Raw genomic sequence first — 14,980 nt, forward strand, 5'->3', positions numbered from 1 at the left:
TACATAACTGATTAGAATGATTTGTGTATGAGGAAGTAAAAGGTGACGATCTTTTAGTATTCCTTCATATAAATTTGACTTCCAAGACCTTACAAAAGAATTGGCAATATCTAATAATTCATTTTGAGGAGTGTAATGAAAATGGAAAAAGGCATTTTTGATCTTGATGTACAAATTAACAAATCTAAGGATCCTGTTCAACCCCTATTAACTAGCGTTTGGAACTGTACTGGTGGTTGCGGAGCACAAACTAGAACAGCTAATACTTGTGCACCAACTGCAGGTAATGGTTGTTTCTCCAATATTGGAGCATTGTGTTAATACACAAATAAAATATGATTTGGATCTAATAGCTAGTATAAACATTGTAGAACGGGAAGAGACTGAATAAGTCTCTTCTTGTTATTTACGAAGGTAATCTATGAATATAAGGAGAGTCTCAATGATGGATATAGTTATGGAAGTAAATGACGTAACAAAGACAATTGGCAAACGTGAAATTATTCAGGGAACATCCTTTAAGCTAGAAAAAGGAAAAATTTACGGTTTTATCGGTCCTAATGGAGCGGGCAAAACCACCATGATGCGTATGATGACAGGATTAATGCATCCGACTAGCGGACAAGTCACGATTGACTCTTATGATGTTAATAAAGATAGAAAAAATGCATTATCTCAAGTGGGAGCTATTATTGAATCTCCCATTTTTTTTGAGTATATGACGGGTAGACAAGTTTTACGTAATTTGGCACGTATGCACCCCGACTTACCTAAATCTGAACGGGAAACACATATTAGTAAACTACTTGACAGAGTTGGGCTAGGAGATAGAGGCGACGATAAAGTCAAAGGATATTCTCTTGGAATGAAGCAACGTTTAGGGATAGCTCAAGCTTTGCTTGGTAGTCCAAAGCTTCTGTTGCTTGATGAGCCCTCGAATGGTCTTGATCCAATGGGAATGAGAGGACTTCGAGACATCATATTTAGTCTAAGGGATGAATTTAATTATGCTTTTTTCATTTCAAGTCATTTACTTGATGAACTTCAGCAAATGTGTGATGAGCTTATTATTATCAAAGAGGGAAGAATAGTGTGGAAAGGCGCTACGACAAAGTTGATTCGTGACGGTGAGCGACTAGAAGATGCCTTTGTGGAGTTAATGAAAGCATGATTACTCTATTGGGTAGTGAATGGGAACGATTATGGGCTAAACGCTGGACATGGTTATTGATTCTAGCTGTTCCTGGGCTTGCCTATCTCTCAGCAAGTTACTTTGAATCGATTCAGGCTAACTCTGAACTATTGTCTGACACATTTGTTCTCGCTGGCTTGAGGAACAACTTGTACTTTCCTGTGAATATCATATTATCTGCTTTAGTAGCGACCGTTTTTACAGAGGAGTACAGAGGCGGTCAGTTACGTTATGTATTTCTGAGGCATTATACTCGTAGACAGATATTTATTAGCAAGATGTTACTGATCTATATTTTCATTATGCTTATGTTGGTCTGTTTTTCAATTTCTTTGTACATTACAGGTCTTTTTATGTTCTCCCACAATGAAAGTATGAGCATGCCTTCTCTTGAGACGATTGGCTATACCTTCGAATATTATGCTTGGGCATTTGTTTCATTGATTGGCGTTACTAGTTTGTTCTCATTCTTTGCTATGTACAGTAAAAATGTAACCTATGCTATGGGTGTGGGTATGCTCTATATATTAACTTCATTGTTGATCGATGGATTATTTATTCGAATTGCAGCAATATTTGATTCAATTCCTTTTTTACAGCTAAGCATTACCTTTAGTATGATACCTTTTCTACAGCATACTGGGTTAAATGAAGTAATAGCTGGTAACATTCAGGCTATTTTTGCTGTGTTGTTCATTGTTTTAATGCATTTTATAGTTTTTACATGGGGCGCATATCGTCGCTTTGTACAAAACGACTATTTATATTAGGAGGTCAATAATGCTAGGAATATGGACAAGTGAATTAGAACGAAACTGGAAAAGAAAATCTAAAATTATTCTATACGCTGCATTTTTAATATTAGTGTTTCTGAATATTTTGGGAGCTAGTTCCTCAGGTATGGGGGAGTTTCGCTTTGGGGAAGGCAGCATACCACTCAATAATCTTAATGCTCCTTGGTTTGTGATGAATGGTATTTCATTGCTTATGGTTGCCGCTCTTTTACCCGTTATTTATATTGATCACTTGAGTGGCGAACTTCACTCTGGCGGGTACAGAATTTACGGCCTTCGACCATACCGAAGATTTGAATTGTGGCTTGGTAAGATACTAGCATTGGCTGTGACTACAGTTATTTGTATTGTGGTTACTTATGGCATGGCAATGATTGGATCAAATCTTTTTTTTTCAAACGCTGATACAACAACTCTTTATAGTATCAAAGGAGAAGTTAGCTCGTTATCAGCCCAGTGGTACACAGTGAAATTCTATGGCATTTTTCTGCTGGTTTGTTTGGCGAAATTATTATTTTGTAGCGCTATTTGTGTGTACGTTTCAAGACCATTAATAGCTTTCTTACTTATATCTGGATTGTCCGTTGTAATTTATCATTATTTAGCCACAGAGCTGGTATTTTTGTTTGATCCCTTTCAGCAAATATTGCTTGCTCTCCGACCTGAAGGATCATTTAAGTTTTGGATTTATTTGATTGGATCCATGTTTGTTTTTGGGGGAATCAGTTTTGCAGGCTGGCAAAAAAAAGTGATATAAAACTATAGGGATGAGAGGGGAATTAATAGTAATGGAACACTATTCATATAAAGCATTAGATTTCTTTATGATAAGAACCCCTGTCCTGACCTTAAATACATTTTTAAGCTGTTTTCTCCAGGAAAATATAGACCGTGAATCTGTTGAGGGATACACTGTTGAACGTTTGATCGAGTTATCACAGCAACCAGTCATTAGAGAAGCGCTTTCTGTTGCAAGTCCAAACCTCTTTAATTCTCTCTTGAAATTGAAGGGAACGGATATAACCAAAAATGAAGAGCAGTTAGTAGCGAGTATAATGAAGTATGCCATTCGGATGATGAGTAGACCAACTCCTTTTGGCCTATTCTCTGGAATCGCGGTTGGTCAATTTGCTTCAGAGTCACAACTTAACATCGAAGGCATTTCAACTTATAAAAAAAGAGCACGTCCAGATATGGAATGGATTCTTAAATTAATTGAGTTAATTGAAGAGAGACCAGGAGTTATAGAACAGCTTCATATTTATCCTAATTCCTTAATTTATCGACAGGGAAATAGAGCAAAGATCCCTTTTGTAACGCGATTTGGAAAAATGAAATATGGTGAAAATGATAGCATATCTATTAAAGCAACCATTGTATTTGATTTTATTATGGACTGTTTAAAGAATCCGATCAAATTCTCGGATTTGGTAGAACAATTAAAATTGAAGTTTCCAGGTACCGATTCTGAAACTATAGTCCACTACGTGAAACAGTTATTAAAACAAGAGTTTTTAATCACTGAAATGCGTCCTTCTACAATAGACAAAGATCCGTTCAATTATGTTTCAACGATTGTAACTGCTTTATCTGGTGTTGATGATATACAAAGTAAGCTGAAGGAAATTGATCATAGCATTACTTTATACAATCATTCATCAGTTGGAGAAGGAGTAATGCTTTTTACACATATTAGTAAACTGATGACTGAACTGATTCCTATTAATACACCTGCGATGCAGGTTGATTTATCTCTTGAGGATCAGTCTATTCGACTAAAAGAGAATATACGTGGAGATGTTGAGAAAGCAGCGAGCATTCTTAACGGACTATCCCATACAACAAATCAGCACTTAAGGGATTACGTAGATGAATTCTTAGAGAAATATGGAGATTATAAGGAGATTCCTCTACTAGAACTTATTGATGATGAGCTAGGATTAGGGCCTCCAGCGACATATCGAAATCCTGAGAGTCGGAGAAGAACACAGGATGCCAATAAAGGGGATTCTCGCAATCGAATGAAGCAGGAACAACGATTAACAGAATTGTTGTTAGCTGCCTTACATAAAGGAAATCAAAAGCTGGATCTCACTGATGAACTGATGCAAGAGCTTTTTTCCATGTCTACTGCTTCAAAGCATCTGTCTTTACCATCAATGGAGTTATATTTTTCGTTATTTACCCAAGACCATACGACCCTTGATAAGGGTGAGTACACATTAGTTCTTGGGCCAAACCCTGGGTCAAATGGAGCAGGTAAAACATTTGGTCGCTTTATGGATATTCTCGATCCGACCTTTCAAAAGCAATTCGAGGTCATTTCAGAAGAAGAGAAGAAAATATGTCCAGATCAAATTTGGGCTGAGGTCACTTATTTACCTAGTTCCGGAAAAACAACGAATGTAATGCTCATTAAAAATTATCGTGACTATGAGATTGCATTAGGTACTAATTCCTCTCTTACCGCCGAGCGTCAAATAAGAGTATCCGATCTTGTTGTTGGAGTGAGAGAAGGCTACTTATATATCAAATCCAAAAATCATGATCAAGAAATCATACCTACAGCAGGACATATGTTGAATTACCATCAAGCCCCTAACATTTATAGATTTCTAATAGAGGTCGGATTGATGAGGTTTGATCAATGGTCTGCTCCAAACTTCGGGTTAATGATGCAAGCACCATTTACACCAAGGATTCAATATAAACGTATAGTTTTGTCTCCGTCAAAATGGAAATTACGTTTGCCAGTTAGTTATAAAAAGGAAGGAAGCATGAAGTACGATGTGGATATGGCAGAGTTAAGGGGCTGGGTTTTGCAATTTTTAAATGAATGGAACGTTCCAAGGTATGTATATTTAATTGATTCAGATCATCGTATTTTATTAGATCTCGAACACCCGCTACACATGAATGAAATGTTGAAGACATTAAGTAAAACTCAACAAGTCGATCTTATTGAACTTGTTGGTGGCTTTGAAGAAATGCCTATTCAGCGGGAAGATGGTTTTTTAACTCCTGAGTTTGTATTTCCTCTCGTTAATAAACAAGTTTTAAGTAGCAATAACCAATCAAACTTCTTATACAAAACGTCAGTGGAAAGAAAACGTTCAGGTAATGATGTACATTTTCCAGGTGGCGAATGGTTTTATGCCAAGTTATACGGAATAGATAGTAGGCAGAATGAATTCCTTGCTCTATATTGGGCGGATTGTGTTGAGGAGGCTAGACATTCCTACCTTATTGAGCATGGGTATTTTATACGTTATGCAGATCCTGAACCGCATATTAGAGTAAGGTTCAAAATCAAGTCAAAGGAAAAATCACAAGCCTTTTCTGAGTTATTCCATGAATGGAGCACAGCGTGGTTCAAAGAAGGTTTTCTAACAAAATTCATTGTTGATACGTATGAACCTGAAATTGAAAGATATGGTGGCACTGAATTGATGAAACTAGCAGAATCACTCTTTTCTTCGGATAGCGAAATCGTTGGAAAACTCATTCGACTGATCCGCTTCGAGCAACCAGAGCTTGAAATTGAACAAGTTGGGATTTTGAGCGTTATTCATATTCTTAATCAGTTGGGGTACAGCAAAATGGAGTGTTTTGAAACCTTGAATCAAAAGTTTGATGTTAAAGAGTATCTGGACGAGTTCCGCGGTGTAAGGAAAACATTCATGGAACTATTAAATACCTTTTTCGAATGGAACAATTCACAAACTCAATCTAAAACAGGCCAGTTATACTGTGATATTTTTTCTGTTTTAAGCCTAAGAGAAGAGAATTCATTTGCATTTAAGCAAACACTCCTAGAATATAAACATCGGAATCTTCTAACTAATAGTACAGATGATATTGTATTTAGTATTATTCATATGCATCTGAATCGACTCATTGGCATTGATCGGAAAACGGAACGGAAAATAATGATTATGGCACGTCATGCGATGAATAGTATCATACAGTATCATCAGAAAGTGGGATCACTGAGTAAAGTTTGATGTTTATATACCATAAATAAATATTAGAACATGGAGCCTTTATGTGGAACTCAACTAAAAACAGTGGGAAGCTATTTTTATTGATTTATCAGACAAACAAAGGCCTCTTCCTAATGAGTGCATTGCTGCACATTCTACAAGGTCTGGTTCCTTTTTTTAGTTTGATCGTTATGCAAAATGTATTGAATGCAATTTCCTCTGCAATGATAAATGGAATGGAGTTAGTTATTTTACCATTTTATATATTTATATTTGTGTATTTGGCTAAATTAATTGTTAATTCCTTACAAACATATGTAGAGGGAAATCTGGAAAGTGCATTGGCAAAGTCATTAAATATTATGATCTGTCACAAATCAACACAACTTGGACTGGCAGACTATGAGAATTCCGCTATCAATGATCAACTGAAACGTGCAAGTCAGGAAGCTGGGTTCCGCCCCTATCAATTATATAGTCAATTGGCAGGAATAGCCTCTAGTGTTATCACGGTAATTTCTTCTTCCACGTGGTTATTTCTATGGAAATGGTGGACAGTACCCATCATACTTGCTGTTTCTTTGATATCACTTTATTCCTTATTCAAAATTAATAGGCAGCAATTTGATATTTACATGAAAAGAACCCCTTTTTATCGCCAATCTTGGTACCTTACTTATTTGTTAACTAATGATCGAGCTGTGAAAGAAGTTAAAATATTTCAATTAAGTTCTTATTTATTGAATAGATATTCCGAATTGCTAGAAAGTTTCTACAAAGTGGATAAAAAGATGTTGGGAAAACTCACGAAATACACATTTATTTACAATTTATTCGAACTGGCAGTGATGCTCTGGTTAGTCTGGTTAGTTATTAAAGAAACATTACTTAACACTTTGATGATCGGTAGCCTGTATGGATATATTCAGGCAATAATGCTTACACAAAGTCAAGTGCAAAGCATTATGAGGAACTTGCTGCAATTCTCTCAAAACCATCTTTACATGGAACAATTATTTTTATTCGTTGAGCTACCAACGTCCGATCCATTAGTTCGCTCGTTTCAACAAAGCAACGAGTCAGGAAATTTTGCTAAGCAATGTGAGTTTAATATCAAACATTTAGAACTGAAGAATGTATCCTTTCAGTATTCTGGTCATGACAATAAGGTGTTAAGCAACATTTCAATTTCTTTTCAAAAAGGCCAAACGATAGCTATTGTTGGGAAAAACGGATCTGGGAAAACAACCCTTATGAAAGTTTTGATGCAGCTCTACGACGATTATAGTGGACAGATCTTGGTGAACGGTCAAAATATTAAAGAATATGATTTAATGAACTATCAAAAAAAAATCGGGACAGTTTTTCAAGATTTTGTGCATTATGAAATGTCTGCCAGAAAAAATATTGGTTTCGGTTCGTTGGATCGGATGGATGAAGATTCACTTATTTTAGATGCTGCAAAGTATGCATCTATTGATGAAGTAATACACTCTTTGCCCCAAGGCCTTGAGACTCAGTTAGGAAAGTGGTTTGAGGACGGGTATCAATTATCTGGTGGTCAGTGGCAGAGGCTTGCTATAGCTAGAGCCTTTATCCGCAACGCTGATTTATATATCTTAGATGAGCCCAGCGCATTTTTAGATCCTGTTGCAGAGCGCGATTTGCTGGAGTTATTTCTGGATTTAATGAAGGATAAAATAGGTATATTTATTACTCATCGCCTATCCTCAGCCCGGCTTGCACATCGAATAATCGTAATGGAGGATGGAGAAATTATTGAGCAGGGTACACACGATATGTTGCTTGAGCTTAATGGTGCTTATGCAGAAATGTTTCATATCCAAGCAAAGTCGTTCACAGAAGAATCTAGCAAGGAGGAAGTTTATCAGACGTGAATACAAATGAGAAAGATATTATGCTTCGTTGGCTTCCGATAGAAGGGGATTTACGAGATAGAGCAGCAAATGTTTTGGCTTGTATAGCTGAGCATTACAAAGTTCCAAGTGAGGTATCGCAAAAATCGCAAAACTCAATTTTAAAAGTAGATGGGTTTGAAGTGGAACGATGGATTGAAGAAAGCTTGAGTAATGGCTACCCAGGGATTTGCCTTTTTATGGGTCAATTGGATCAACTCGAACCAGATGGGGGATGGGATCTGGTAGGACATCTGTATTTGAAAGAATTGCAACATAAGCTTGAGGAATCTGGATTACGTGATTTATCATTATACGGAGGATTATCGGGTATTTTAATTGCTATTCGCTCATTGTCTCGCAAGGGTACGCGCTATCAGTCAATGATGGATCAGGTTGCAACTTGGATGGAAAGCCTAGCCACTCAAAAAGTTAAAGAACTTATCACTCAATGGGAAACAAAAAGTTTGCAAATTGGTGATTATGATACGATCATTGGCTTAAGTGGAATAGGCAGAATTGTGTTGTCATTTTATGATCGTCCGGGTATGAGAGAAGTGTGGCACCATATTGTAACTTGGTTTCAACTGTATTGCACAAAGAAGAGTTTAGGATCAGAAATCGTTCCTGGGTGGCATATTTCCACTCAAAATCAATTCTTAGCACAGGAGGAAAAAAAGTACCCTAATGGTAACTTCAATCTTGGATTATCCCATGGTATAGCAGGGCCAATAGCGTTAATGAGTATTTCAATTTTAAAAGGAGTCTCTTCAGAAGAGCTAAGAAATGAAGTTAATGAACTAACTCATTGGCTTGTTAAATGGAAGGTGGAAGGAGAAGAAGGGATATATTGGCCTGGTAGAGTTTCATATGAGGAATGGAAACAAGGCCGTCTTTATGCTGAAAATAAACTATTTCCAAGAGATTCGTGGTGTTATGGAGCACCAGGAATTGCCCGTTCCATTTGGCTAGCAGGTCAGGCTTTACAAAATGAAGAATGGTCACTTATTGCGCTCCGGGCCTATATGGATATGGAGGAGCGAATTGAGGATAACGGGGGCATGATCTCAGCAACATTGTGTCACGGACTTGCGGGTTGGCTGCATCTAATCCAACGGATGTACTCTGAAACAGGGGAACCAAAATTAGGGTTAATGCGTGATCGCCTTGTAAAGAAAGTACTGGATTTTTACGATCCCACTTCTGCATTTGGCTATTATGACAAAAACTTGATTGATGAGAATATGCTGGACATTGATGAAGCGGGCCTCTTAAATGGTGCCTCTGGAGTTGCTATCGTTTTGGCCTCATTGTTAAGTAACGAAAGCCCTGAATGGGATCAGATCTTATTAATAAGATGAATGAGGAAGTAAGCTGTCACTAGTGTTAATGGTGACAGCTTTTTTTTAGTATTTCTAGTATAGATATTAACTATAGGGTTAAAGTTCTGTTTGGCGAAGGCAGCAGTCGCTATCAACTTAAGTCAATTACATTCTACTCGTCCCAAAATAACCTTAACACTGCGTAATGAAGAACGGAATATTTAAAGTGAAACGAGATAGGACGACAAAATAAAATCAGTTGGGTTATTATTATCTGACGTCATACTGGACGAACTGAATAAAAAACTAGAGAAGTGCGGAATCAGGTTCATCTGGTATGTAGATGACTGCAACATCTTTATGAAAACTCGAAAAGCAGCAAAATACCAAAGGATCTGTCACTGAGTTATCAAGACGAGAAATAGCCGTAATAGATATTATGTATTATAAAGAAGTGCAATTTTGCAACGCATATTGAATAACCATACTGGTGGGAAATCCAAACTACGAGCCCATCAGCTGCGAGCATTCCATGTATTTCCTTTCGAGTGGCTTGAGAAAATTTTTTTGTTATTTTATCTACCACGCTCATTATTCAAAATTGTAGAGAGGATCAATTTATTGGATACATATTTGGATTTTTACATAGATGATTATACTTTTTAGTTGCAATGATTAGAAAAATACAAGCATTTATGCTCTATAAATATCTTACGGATGTTAAGTTGCTTTTCATAAATAAAAACTTTCTGTTTTGGGGGTGAATTTCAGAAGTTATCGAAACAACGGAAGTGGCCGGTAGAAAGTGAAGCATTCATATTGTGCATCAACTTACCTAAAACGATAAACGAACAAGTGGGCTGTGGAGAAGCTTTCCGGAGTTTGCTCAAAAAGAGCCAAAACAGCAAGGGATTTAAAAAAGGATGAGATCGTTTTGGAATTAAGATTTCCCCCAAGGTTGATTATGAAATAACGGAGGGAAGGGGGACAAGATCAAAAAGATCGCTTCTTTTTTCTGATTTTGTCCTTTATCAGTGAAACTGATAAATACTATAAAATCATCGAAATTGACCCCTACCATTGGGTATGGTAGGTTCAAGAGAGTAGAAATTAATATGATCATTTTAGTAGGAATTAAAATTGACGTAATGCGCGAGGTGGCAAATAGTGGAACTTCAAGTGACAAACAGCCCTTTTAATCAGGAACAGGTTGAGCTGCTCAATCGCCTTATTCCTACATTGAACGATGGACAGAAAACGTGGCTTAGCGGATATCTGACAGCCATTCAGGGATTTTCGGCTGTAGCTGCACCTGCTGGTGTGGAACAACAGCCTGCATCTTCAGCAGGTATTACTCCTGAAAGCGCAGCTGCTGCGGTGTCCAGGGAAGTTACGGTACTCTTTGGATCACAAACCGGGAATTCCAGTGGACTATCCAAGAAACTGGCGAAAAAGCTGGAAGAGCAGGGGCTTCAGGTGATCCTGTCGTCAATGGGAGATTTCAAACCGAACGGACTGAAAAAAGTAGAGAATCTTCTCATTATTGTCAGCACACATGGAGAAGGCGAACCGCCGGATAATGCAATTCCGTTGCATGAATTCCTGTGTAGCAAACGGGCTCCGAAGCTCGATGGATTGCGTTACTCCGTATTGGCACTAGGAGATACTTCGTATGAGTTCTTCTGTAAAACAGGCAAGGATTTTGACATTCGTTTGCAGGAGCTTGGCGGAACAGCGCTTGTACCACGTGTGGACTGTGATGTTGATTTTGATGAAGCGGCTGCAGAGTGGATGAATGATGTGCTTGCTTCACTTAGCAGCACACCTGCTGCTGCGGGAGTGGTAACCAGTGAAGCGGTTGGAGCCGCAGTAAGTAGCGGTGAATCTGAGTTCAACCGGACGAATCCATACAAGGCGGAAGTGCTGGAAAATCTTAACCTGAACGGCAGAGGATCGGACCGTGAGACACGTCATATTGAATTGTCTCTGGAAGGCTCCAATCTGGACTACGAACCGGGTGACAGCCTGGGTGTGTTCCCTGAGAATCATCCACGTCTGGTCGATGAGCTGATTGCATCCATGGATTGGAATGCGGATGAAAGCGTTACGGTTAATAAAAGTGGAGACCAGGTTTCTGTACGTGAGGCATTATTGCGTTACTTCGAAATTACTGCTGTCACAAGACCCGTTGTGGAGCAGCTGGCGAAGCTGAATCCAGGTAGCGGGTTGCCCGCTCTGCTCGCAGATGATTCGGAATTCCGCAAAGTCATGAACAGTTGTGATTTGCTGGATCTGGTACAGGATTATGGGCTTAAAGGTATTCCGGCTGCATCGTTCGTAGCTGTGCTTCGTAAAATCCCGGCACGTCTATATTCGATCGCAAGCAGTTCGAAATCTTTCCCGGATGAAGTTCATCTTACCGTTCGTACAGTACGTTATGAATCACGTGGCAGAGAGCGCTACGGTGTGTGCTCTGTTCATCTGGCTGAACGAGTCGAATTAGGTGATACATTGCCTGTATTCATTCAGCAAAATCCAAACTTCAAACTGCCGGAGAACCCGGATGCTCCAATCATCATGGTTGGACCAGGTACAGGTGTAGCTCCGTTCAGATCTTTCCTTGGAGAGCGTGAAGAGACAGGTGCAGAAGGCAAGACGTGGCTGTTCTACGGCGATCAGCATTTCTCCACCGATTTCCTTTATCAAACCGAATGGCAGCGCTGGCTCAAGGATGGCGTTCTTACGAAGATGGATGTCGCTTTTTCCCGTGATGCAGAAGAGAAAGTATATGTGCAGCATCGGATGCTGGAACACAGCAAAGAGCTGTATCAGTGGCTACAGGAAGGTGCAGTTGTATATATCTGTGGTGACGAGAAAAGAATGGCACATGATGTTCATGCTGCACTCGCAACCATTCTTGAACAAGAGGGTCGCCTAACACCTGAACAGGCAGCGGAATATCTGACACGGTTGCAGCAGGAAAAACGTTATCAGCGGGATGTGTATTAATTTCAGATCATATGCCGGATAAGGCATCCCGGAGATACGAGAGGAGAAAGCAGCATGGCTTATAATAACTTACTTAATCCGCAGCGCACGAACAGCGATGTGGAAGATATAAAGATCAAAAGTGACTACTTGCGTGGAAGTTTGACTGAAACGCTGGCGGATCGGATCAGTGGTGCGATTCCTGAGGACGATAACCGTCTGATGAAACATCACGGCAGTTATATGCAAGACGACCGCGACCTGCGTAATGAGCGGAATAAATCCAAGCTGGAGCCTGCCTACCAATTCATGTTGCGTGTGCGTGCTTCCGGAGGAATTGTTACACCCGAACAGTGGTTGATGATGGATCGTGTAGCGCATAAATATGCGAATGAGACCATTCGTCTGACGACGCGCCAGTCATTTCAACTGCATGGTGTGCTCAAATGGGACCTCAAAAATACCATTCGTGAAGTGAACGATTCGTTGCTCAGCACCCTTGCTGCATGTGGCGACGTGAACCGGAACGTCATGTGTAACCCGAATCCGGATCAATCGGATATTCATGCTGAAGTATACGAATGGGCATGCCAGGTGAGCAATCATCTTGATCCACGCACTCGTGCTTACCATGAGCTGTGGCTGGATGGAGAGAAAATTATCGATTCACAGGACACGGATGAAGAAGTAGAACCGATTTACGGCAAAGTGTATTTGCCGCGTAAGTTCAAAATCGGAATTGCCGTTCCACCATCCAATGATGTAGATGTGTTTTCGCAGGATCTCGGATTTATCGCTATTGTAGAGAACGGCAAGCTGCAAGGCTTTAACGTTTCTGTTGGTGGTGGTATGGGGATGTCTCATGGTGATCCGAAGACTTATCCGCAGGTTTCCAAAGTCATTGGTTTCTGTACACCAGAGCAAATGATTGATGTTGCGGAGAAGACGGTTATGATTCAGCGTGACTATGGGGATCGTGCAGTGCGTAAACATGCCCGTTTCAAATATACAATCGATGACCGTGGCCTCGCCTGGTTCGTGGAAGAATTGACGAGTCGTCTCGGCTGGAAACTGGATGCGGCGCGCGAGTTCCATTTTGAACATAATGGAGATCGTTACGGTTGGGTTAAAGGCAGCAACGGTAGATGGCACTACACCTTGTTCATTCAAAATGGACGTGTGAAGGATGTGGACGGTTATCCGCTCATGACAGGTCTGCGTGAAATTGCCAAAATCCATACCGGAGATTTCCGTCTGACAGCCAATCAGAATCTCATGATCGGGAACATCAGCAGCCAGAAGAAGAAAAAGATTGAGGCACTGATTGAGCAATACAATCTGACCGATGGTGCTCACTACTCGGCGCTTCGCAGAAGTTCTATGGCGTGTGTGGCGCTTCCGACTTGTGGTCTTGCAATGGCGGAATCCGAACGGTATCTGCCATCACTAATCGACAAGCTGGAGCCTGTACTGGACGAAGCGGGACTGAGGGACGAAGAGATTGTTATTCGTATGACGGGTTGCCCGAACGGCTGCGCGAGACCGATGCTGGCCGAGATCTCCTTTATCGGCAAAGCTCCGGGAAAATACAATATGTACCTCGGTGGAAGTTTTACGGGGCATCGCTTGAACAAATTGTATAAAGAAAATATCGGCGAAATCGAAATTTTGGATACATTGACTCCAATGGTGAATCAATATGCCAGAGAGCGCAATGATGGTGAGCATTTTGGAGATTTCGTCATTCGTGTCGGTTATGTGCCTGAAGTGCTGGACGGTCAGCAGTTTCATGCCTAATTAGATGGATTCGTGAAGAGAAGCATTCCCTAGGGAATTGCTTCTTTGGCGTTTTTGGATCGTTTTCCTTTGGGATTTCTGAACGTGGCAAGGTGATATCGACTTGCCTTTTACCATTTTTTCGTGAGTCTAAACTTGTTGAAGTACGCCCAACAAGATATAATGACAAAGTAGAAAGCAGATTATATGTTGAAAGTGAGCGGAAACGATATGGGTCGTAAGTGGAATAATATTAAAGAAAAAAAAGCTTCAAAAGATGCAAATACTAGCCGGGTCTATGCTAAATTCGGCGTTGAGATTTATGTAGCTGCCAAGAAGGGCGAACCGGACCCGGAAGCGAACCGCGCACTGAAAGTCGTGCTGGAACGTGCCAAAACGTATAACGTACCCAAAGCAATTATTGACCGTGCCATGGAAAAGGCAAAAGGCAGCGGGGACGAAAATTATGAAGAACTGCGTTATGAAGGATTCGGGCCCAATGGTGCCATGGTTATCGTGGATGCCCTCACCAATAATGTGAACCGTACTGCACCGGAAGTGCGCTCTGCATTTAACAAAAACGCGGGTAATATGGGTGTGAGTGGTTCAGTTGCTTATATGTTTGATCCTACAGCGGTAATCGGGGTTGAAGGCAAAACTTCCGAAGAAGTGCTTGAACTCCTGCTTGAAGCGGATGTGGATGTACGCGATATCGTGGATGAGGATGAATCGGTAATCGTATATGCCGAGCCAGACCAATTCCATGCGGTACAGGAAGCGTTCAAAGCGGCGGGTGTGACTGAGTTTACCGTAGCCGAGCTGACCATGCTGGCGCAAAACCATATTGAACTTCCAGAGGATGCACAAGCTCAGTTCGAGAAACTGATCGATGCGCTTGAGGACCTTGAAGATGTTCAGCAAGTGTACCACAACGTAGAGTTCGTGTAAGCGAACTAAACGAAACGTGGTTCGATTGCCAAAAAGAGTGTCTAGCCAATCAACGGATTGG

10 protein-coding genes are annotated in these 14,980 nt (G+C 40.3%); all 10 read left to right on the forward strand.

The genetic code is table 11. The features are described from left to right. Positions 1 to 141: 141 nt before the first annotated feature. A complete protein-coding gene (locus AC3ITG_RS13640) occupies positions 142 to 321 on the forward strand; it encodes a gallidermin family lantibiotic (protein WP_465116268.1) in 180 nt (59 codons plus the stop codon). A 121-nt stretch (positions 322 to 442) separates the two neighbouring features. Further along, a complete protein-coding gene (locus tag AC3ITG_RS13645) occupies positions 443 to 1,171 on the forward strand; it encodes an ABC transporter ATP-binding protein (protein WP_489254029.1) in 729 nt (242 codons plus the stop codon). Continuing rightward, on the forward strand, positions 1,168 to 1,962 hold the full coding sequence (locus tag AC3ITG_RS13650; RefSeq protein WP_465116270.1) for a DUF2705 family protein: 795 nt from the start codon (positions 1,168 to 1,170) through the stop codon (positions 1,960 to 1,962). Before AC3ITG_RS13645 ends, AC3ITG_RS13650 begins: the two co-directional genes overlap by 4 nt. 10 nt (positions 1,963 to 1,972) lie before the next feature. Beyond that, positions 1,973 to 2,743: an ABC transporter permease gene (locus AC3ITG_RS13655; protein WP_489254030.1), complete on the forward strand. Its 771-nt coding sequence runs from the start codon at positions 1,973 to 1,975 to the stop codon at positions 2,741 to 2,743. A 31-nt stretch (positions 2,744 to 2,774) separates the two neighbouring features. Further along, entirely contained in the window at positions 2,775 to 5,990 is a 3,216-nt protein-coding gene (locus tag AC3ITG_RS13660; protein WP_489254031.1) for a lantibiotic dehydratase, read from the forward strand. A gap of 80 nt (positions 5,991 to 6,070) precedes the next feature. Next, the gene (locus tag AC3ITG_RS13665) at positions 6,071 to 7,867 is read left to right on the forward strand and encodes an ABC transporter ATP-binding protein (protein WP_489254032.1); all 1,797 of its coding nucleotides are present in this window, start codon (positions 6,071 to 6,073) and stop codon (positions 7,865 to 7,867) included. Continuing rightward, positions 7,864 to 9,246 (forward strand): lanthionine synthetase C family protein, encoded by a 1,383-nt coding sequence (locus AC3ITG_RS13670; protein WP_489254033.1) that lies wholly within the window; start codon positions 7,864 to 7,866, stop codon positions 9,244 to 9,246. The genes AC3ITG_RS13665 and AC3ITG_RS13670 overlap by 4 nt, the downstream gene beginning before the upstream one ends. A gap of 1,128 nt (positions 9,247 to 10,374) precedes the next feature. Beyond that, the gene (locus tag AC3ITG_RS13675; protein WP_489254034.1) at positions 10,375 to 12,216 is read left to right on the forward strand and encodes an assimilatory sulfite reductase (NADPH) flavoprotein subunit; all 1,842 of its coding nucleotides are present in this window, start codon (positions 10,375 to 10,377) and stop codon (positions 12,214 to 12,216) included. A 54-nt stretch (positions 12,217 to 12,270) separates the two neighbouring features. Next, the gene (cysI, locus tag AC3ITG_RS13680) at positions 12,271 to 13,992 is read left to right on the forward strand and encodes an assimilatory sulfite reductase (NADPH) hemoprotein subunit (RefSeq protein WP_489254035.1); all 1,722 of its coding nucleotides are present in this window, start codon (positions 12,271 to 12,273) and stop codon (positions 13,990 to 13,992) included. 210 nt (positions 13,993 to 14,202) lie between these two features. Further along, positions 14,203 to 14,919 (forward strand): YebC/PmpR family DNA-binding transcriptional regulator, encoded by a 717-nt coding sequence (locus AC3ITG_RS13685; RefSeq protein WP_024633833.1) that lies wholly within the window; start codon positions 14,203 to 14,205, stop codon positions 14,917 to 14,919. Positions 14,920 to 14,980 lie beyond the last annotated feature (61 nt).

Source organism: Paenibacillus sp. GL_099_B, assembly GCF_057835695.1.

What these genes read in the sequence shown, in the direction of transcription:
- cysI (WP_489254035.1), top strand. Translation starts at nt 12,271, where the DNA reads ATGGCTTATAATAACTTACTTAATCCGCAGCGCACGAACAGCGATGTG.
- AC3ITG_RS13645 (WP_489254029.1), top strand. Translation starts at nt 443, where the DNA reads ATGATGGATATAGTTATGGAAGTAAATGACGTAACAAAGACAATTGGC.
- AC3ITG_RS13650 (WP_465116270.1), top strand. Translation starts at nt 1,168, where the DNA reads ATGATTACTCTATTGGGTAGTGAATGGGAACGATTATGGGCTAAACGC.
- AC3ITG_RS13685 (WP_024633833.1), top strand. Translation starts at nt 14,203, where the DNA reads ATGGGTCGTAAGTGGAATAATATTAAAGAAAAAAAAGCTTCAAAAGAT.
- AC3ITG_RS13655 (WP_489254030.1), top strand. Translation starts at nt 1,973, where the DNA reads ATGCTAGGAATATGGACAAGTGAATTAGAACGAAACTGGAAAAGAAAA.
- AC3ITG_RS13640 (WP_465116268.1), top strand. Translation starts at nt 142, where the DNA reads ATGGAAAAAGGCATTTTTGATCTTGATGTACAAATTAACAAATCTAAG.
- AC3ITG_RS13660 (WP_489254031.1), top strand. Translation starts at nt 2,775, where the DNA reads ATGGAACACTATTCATATAAAGCATTAGATTTCTTTATGATAAGAACC.